General features: G+C 35.8%; 6 protein-coding genes. 1 reads left to right on the forward strand and 5 read right to left on the reverse strand.

Annotated features, from left to right (window positions below; all coding sequences use genetic code 11):
- Positions 1-183: 183 nt before the first annotated feature.
- Positions 184-1,644 (reverse strand): sodium/proline symporter, encoded by a 1,461-nt coding sequence (locus ACR65M_RS26135; protein ID WP_341332858.1) that lies wholly within the window; start codon positions 1,642-1,644, stop codon positions 184-186.
- A 173-nt stretch (positions 1,645-1,817) separates the two neighbouring features.
- Between ACR65M_RS26135 and ACR65M_RS26140 the strand changes: the two genes are divergently transcribed.
- Positions 1,818-2,483 carry an L-2-amino-thiazoline-4-carboxylic acid hydrolase gene (locus ACR65M_RS26140; protein WP_440274872.1) on the forward strand — a complete coding sequence of 222 codons (666 nt, stop codon included), beginning with the start codon at positions 1,818-1,820 and terminating at the stop codon, positions 2,481-2,483.
- A gap of 189 nt (positions 2,484-2,672) precedes the next feature.
- Here the strand turns inward: ACR65M_RS26140 and ACR65M_RS26145 are convergent, their stop codons facing one another.
- From ACR65M_RS26145 to ACR65M_RS26160, 4 genes are read right to left on the reverse strand one after another with little or no spacing between them, the layout of a single operon-like run.
- Positions 2,673-3,776, reverse strand: a complete 1,104-nt coding sequence (locus ACR65M_RS26145; RefSeq protein WP_440274873.1) for a D-TA family PLP-dependent enzyme — start codon at positions 3,774-3,776, stop codon at positions 2,673-2,675.
- 36 nt (positions 3,777-3,812) lie between these two features.
- Positions 3,813-4,922 (reverse strand): threonine synthase, encoded by a 1,110-nt coding sequence (locus ACR65M_RS26150; RefSeq protein WP_440274874.1) that lies wholly within the window; start codon positions 4,920-4,922, stop codon positions 3,813-3,815.
- Between the two features lie 14 nt (positions 4,923-4,936).
- Entirely contained in the window at positions 4,937-5,314 is a 378-nt protein-coding gene (locus ACR65M_RS26155) for a RidA family protein (RefSeq protein WP_440274875.1), read from the reverse strand.
- A gap of 55 nt (positions 5,315-5,369) precedes the next feature.
- On the reverse strand, positions 5,370-6,017 hold the full coding sequence (locus ACR65M_RS26160; protein WP_440274876.1) for a helix-turn-helix transcriptional regulator: 648 nt from the start codon (positions 6,015-6,017) through the stop codon (positions 5,370-5,372).
- Between the last annotated feature and the right edge of the window lie 347 nt (positions 6,018-6,364).

Here is a 6,364-nt window from a genome sequence, read left to right on the forward strand (position 1 = left end):
CCTGTTCAATACAGAGATCATCTTCTTAAAGTAGCCTAGCTTTTTTTAAAATGTCCTTTACAAGGGGTACAGATTACTATTGGGTTCCTGCTTCTTTTTGTTTCAGCAAAGCATTTCCTCATTTTGAAGGAATCTTATTTGCGATCCTAAAGATTTTAGGTTTCTTCATTTAGTAGAATAAAACTATGCAATTTTACTTTCTGATTTCGTATCAGGAAAGGCTAAACTTACAACAATTCCAACAATTAAACATATGAAGAAGGTTCCCGCTCTCGCTGAGACAATTGCTTCTAATGGAGAAAGTGTCCATATAATGGCACTAATAAAACCGGTAATAATAGTAGCAATAACTCCTAATCCAGATGTTTTCTTCCAGAAAAATATTAATAAAACAACAACAGAGAAGGTATTACCAATTCCAGCCCAAGCAAAGCCCACTACGCCACCAACAAATGAATCAGATAATAATGAAATAATAATTCCTAGAATACCACCTACAACAACCGTGATTCGAGAAATAGTTACTATTGTACGTTCATTTAACTTTATACCCATAGATTTATGAATAATATCCTCACTAACTGAAGTTGTTACAACTAATAATTGTGAGGAGGCAGTTGACATAATAGCAGCCAAAATAGCTGCAAAAATGATTCCGGCAATCCAAGGTGGTAATAAATGAGATACCATATAAGGTAAAATCATTTCTGAGTCTGCAATTGTATCTTGCTTATAAAGAACAGAACCGAATATCCCTACTAAAAATGCACCAATATAAACAATAATTGTCCATATGTACGCAACCCACTTTGCAGTTTTAAGTTCCTGTTCGCTTTTGATTGCCATAAAACGTGTACTTAATTGTGGTTGACCACCTAGAAATCCAAAGAACCATGAAAAGTTCGTTAATAACATGGCGCCAAGTGCCAGACCAGAAATTCCACCGAACCATTGGTCAGCTCCATTGTCCATTGAAGCTAATGATGCTGTGATTGATAAATCATTATTTTTTATTTCAATAAATGCTGCAATTGGCACAATAATAAATGCCAATACCATGAGAGCACTTTGTACAGCATCTGTCCATACAACAGACATAAATCCTCCCATACAAGCGTAGGCGATAATAATGATGGCAACTACTATCGTTCCGAAGGTAATATTAATACCTGAAATGGAATATAATGTTTTCCCTGTTCCTGAAAATTGGCCTGCGATATAAAATAGAGAAAATGCACCCATAATAATTGCAGATAACAAACGTATGATTGTTCCATGTTTTGGATATTTAGCAGCAAAATAGTCCGGTAGCGTAAAAACACCGTACTTTTTCCTCTCATTCATAAATTTCTTAGATAAGAAAACCCAAGAAAAAATAACTCCTAAAAACATTCCGGATAATAACCAGATCCCTGATAATCCGGCAAGATAAATGAATCCGACAGCTCCTAAAAACATATATGCTGATTCAGCTGTGGCCCTTTCTGAAAAGGCTAGAACCCAACCAGATAATTTATCTCCACCAAGAAAATAATCTGAAGAATTTAACCTTTTTCTACTAAAGTAAATACCAATTCCTATCAATATTAAAAGATAAATTGCAATTTCCGCATAAATAATAACACTATCTGACGTGAAATTCATGATGCTGCTATATCCCCTTTACAATTCATATTATCCCTATCTGATTTACAACGTAAACTCAGTACTATATACTATAGTTGTTCAAGACCTGTGTCAATATATTAATATATAAATATTTTAATAAGGAAGTGCTTTAAATGAATAAAGAGAGGGTTCAGATCCCCCCTTTGTCAATGCATAATATTACAACTAAACTCTTTACCCATGTTGAAAAGTCTGTAGTTTCAAAGTTTGGGGAAGAAGGAGAAGCTTTGATACAAAAAGGTGTTGAGAACTTTGGATTTAAAGATGCAGAGATAATTGCCACACAAGGAACCGTAGATGGCGAGAATCATACACTATTTAATTACATTCCTCTAAATCATTCTATGGAGAATAAATATCAAAATCTAACAATCTATGCTTTAATGGCGAAATTATTTGCTCAAATCAGCAAAGCAGTTGTTGACAGATTTGGAGAACAAGGGAAAGATGCTGTTCGTGAAGGTGTCCGTACATTCGGAGAAGAACGTGGTCGTGGGATTGCACAACGGGCACGTGTTAATGGAGAAGTGAATTCACGAGAAAATTATTTAACAAACTATGATATGGGTAGAAGTGAATTATTTACTTATACCACAGAATATAAGCCAGGCGAGATTGAACAAAACTTTACTGTTTGCCCATTTGGACAACAATGGGCTGATGACGATATGCATGAGTACGGAATTTTATATTGCCAAATGATTGATCCAGCTGTTGCAAAAGGATTTAACCCTGAATTTGAGGTTGAACATGATAAATATATCTTGAAAGATGGAAACTGTCATTTCCGCTTTAAATTGGCTGACAAAAAATAACTTTAATTGGAACGAATAATTAAGATACGTATACGCACTCAGTTAGTCTAAGAAATTGATGAAAGTTAAAATCGGTTTTCTAAAGTGCCTAATACAAAAAAGATTTGAAGGTAGGGTGATTTCCCTACCTTCTTTTTGGGGAGAAAACTGCTTTTCATTCAGAAATCACCCACTTTTATAACCAATTCGTTATTGAAGTTTTCCTCTACAGAGGATTGGGATTTGGTCTACGACTTCGTCTCCAGAGATAAGGTAGGCGTGGTCATAGAGGTTGCAGACTGGGCATATATGATTTGGTATGACTTCTAATGTTTCACCAATTGCAACTTGATTTCTAAATTTTTCATTATAGATGATTGCATGCTCATCATAAAGTTGGTCAATATGAACCCCATAGTTCTTGATATAACCTATCCCCGTAGTTGCACATATTCCTTCACTTCGCGATTGCATGGTGAGTCCCTTTGCACCGACATCTGTAATGACGCGTTCATTTGTTGGTTTGCTTATGACGGTAGTGAGGACAGTTGCCGCACATCTATCGTATGAACCAATTGCATTTCCTTGTGAAACATCCATGAGGATATAAGTACCAATACGAAGTTCAGTGATTCCCTCCATTACTCCAAAATCATGCATGAGCGGTGGAGTCGATCCAATGCTAACGGTTTCAAGTTTACAGCCTAACTCCTCAGCTAAATGTGCAAAATGAAGGGTACGTTTTTGCGCTTCATCATAATGGCGGCGACATTCCTCAAGGTCCTTGGCTTTGTATGTATGACCATCGTGAGAAAAGATCCCTTTTACATTCACATGAGAGCAATTTTTAATATATTCTACTAAACTTGTATAATCACTTTCTTCTATAACACCTGAACGATTCTCACCCACTTCAATCTCGATAAGAACTTGAGCTGGCTTTTGACTATCACTAAATACTTTTTCAATCATTTCACATTGCTCAATACTGTCGACACCAAAGGAAATATCAATTGTTTCAGCAAGCTTTTTAATGCGATTTAATTTGACCTCTCCCACGATTTCGTTTGCTATAAAAATATCCTTCAGCCCGTGTTCAGCCATGACTTCTGCTTCGCCAACCTTCGCTACTGTAATACCCTTTGCACCTGCTTGCACCTGTAATTTAGCTAGTGCAGGCATTTTATGCGTCTTCGTATGCGGGCGCAGTTGAACACCATATTTATTAGCATAATTTTGCATTCTATTAATGTTGTCCATCATGATTTCTCGATCAAATAATAAGCTCGGTGTATCTAGTTCATACTTTTTCATTAAAACCACTCCTCACAAATTAATATAGTCTAGCTTCTAGTTACTTTTTAGACCTGCTCCACATAAAGGAAAGACTAGTTGTTGGTCTTTTAATTCGGGATATTTCTCTACATATTGTAAGTATCCGGCATAATTGGCTGCTGAAGTGATTTCAACATATATTCCTTTTAATGCAAGCTGCTTTCTTGCTTCTACTATACTTTCTTCAGACACACCGATTATGTCTCCACCAGTTTCTCTCACAGCCTGCAAGATTTCTGTTCCTCTTGCCGGTGCTGCAATGGCAATGCCCTCCGCTAAGGTTCCTGAATGTTCAATAGGTTCCACCGTGTTTTTACCTTCAAAAAAAGCCTTCATAAGAGGTGCACAAACTTCTGCCTGTACAGCGAGAAGTTTTGGCATTTTCTCGATTTGCCCATTTGCTAATAGCTCTTGAAAGGCAATATAGGCTCCCATAAGCAATGTCCCATTTCCTACCGGGATGATGAATGCTTCAGGCATTTTGTTATTCAATTGCTCAAATACTTCATACACATATGTTTTCGTACCTTCCCAAAAAATCGGGTTGTAGATATGACTTGCATAGAATGATTTTGTAGTTTCAACCATCGATATTGCTGCGTTTGCAGTATCTTCTCTATTTCCAGGAATCTTATGAATAACCGCGCCATGTGCTTCAATCTGGGCTATTTTTTTACTAGAGGTTGATTCTGGAACGAAAATATCACATTGGATTCCGGCCCTTGCTCCATAGGCTGCAATGGCCGTTCCAGCATTACCGCTACTATCTGCAACGACCCTATCGATGCCAAGTTTTTTCGCCATGGCAATGAGCACTACAGCCCCACGATCTTTAAAAGACAAAGTAGGCATATAGTAATCAGCTTTGGCGTAAACATTATCATCAATTTTTATGAGTGGTGTCTCCCCTTCTCCTAACGTAATCTCTTGCCATACATCATCCTGTTCAAATGGAAGAGCATCGATATATTTCCAAAGAGAATGATTTCTGGATATGGAGGTTTCAGTAAAATCTACTGCCTTCTTCTCATAATCAAGGTTTAGTAATCCACCACAATCACATTTCCATTTATTACTTTCCAACGGATATGTTGATTGACATTCAAAACAAATATAGTTCATCATCAATCTTCCTTTTCTTAATCAATATAGGCTACCGCTTCAAGTTCTATCGAATATCCATAGTGTAATTGGTTAGTTGGAACAACTGCTCGTGCAGGCTTATGATCGCCAAAATACTGTTTGTATAATGAATTAACTGTTTCCCATAATGAAATATCTGAAATATAAATCGTAACCTTCATGATGTCCTCTTTTTTGGCTACTGCTGCTTCTAAAACATGGTCTAGATTGGTTAATACTTGTTTAGTTTCGGCAGTAATATCACCACTGACTCCTGCTCCTGTAAAAGGATCAACCGGAAGTTGACCTGATATAAAAAGTAAATTCCCCTTTTGTGTTGCAGCGGAATAATGCCCTGGGTTTGGCTTCGCACCGTTAATTGTGATGAATTTCATTGAAAAAGCCTCCTTGAGATTAGAGTTTTTATGAATAAGAAGGTTTACCCTTTTGTTACTTTTTTTCTTTAATTTCTTCAATATAGCTGTACACCGTTACTTTTGAGATATTCAACTTCTCGGCAACTCTATCGATTGTTCCACGAATTAAGAAGATACCTTTTTGTTCCATAAATCGAACCATCTCAACCTTTTCATCACGTCTGAGCTGTTCTACTGGTCTATTGCCAATAATTTTATCAATCAAATCATTGGCTATCTCCTGAATATGCTCCGTTTCTTGCACATTTACCTGCTGAGGACTGTATTTTGAAGGCTGATCAGGATGTTGAGGAATTAAGCTGCTTAACCAGTTTATATTTGCAGTAATTTGTGTAGTATCAATGTTAATGCAAACGGCGCCAACGACCTTTTTGTCCTGATCTCTAATTAATAAAGTAGAAGATTTTATTAATCTTCCATCATCAGTGTGGAAATAATAATTTGCTGAATAATCATTCGTAAAGTTTTGAGATAATAACACTTCTGTAACGAGATGGTTAAAGCTTTGTCCTACATTCCTTCCGGTTACATGGTTGTTAACGGTGTACACAACTGAACTTTGAGGCACTGTTAAATCATGCAGTACAACTTCGCAATCATTGCCAAATGTTTTGGCAATCACCTCTGCCACTGGAATGTACTGTTCAAGTATAGAATTCATAAGTAAATTCCTTTCATTAGGTCTGTTCAATTAAAATATATATAAATTTTTATATAAAATCAATATTTTTTTATATATAAAAATTAGAGTTAACGCTTATTATAAATAATTTAATAAATTTATATTGACTATTTATATAATTTTTTATATAAAAAGAATAAGCAGTGTATAAGTTTATATATTTTTTATTCCAAAATGTAAGCGGTATCATAAAAAGGGGGGATTTAAGGAATTTAGCAACATTTTTCACCTATTATTTTCTTAATCTTAGGCTCTGTTAAAGGTAAATGTTGATATTTGAAACCTTCTTTTGTATAATTAGGATAAGAACAAACATTCGAGGAGGT

Source organism: Ferdinandcohnia sp. SAFN-114, assembly GCF_059415045.1.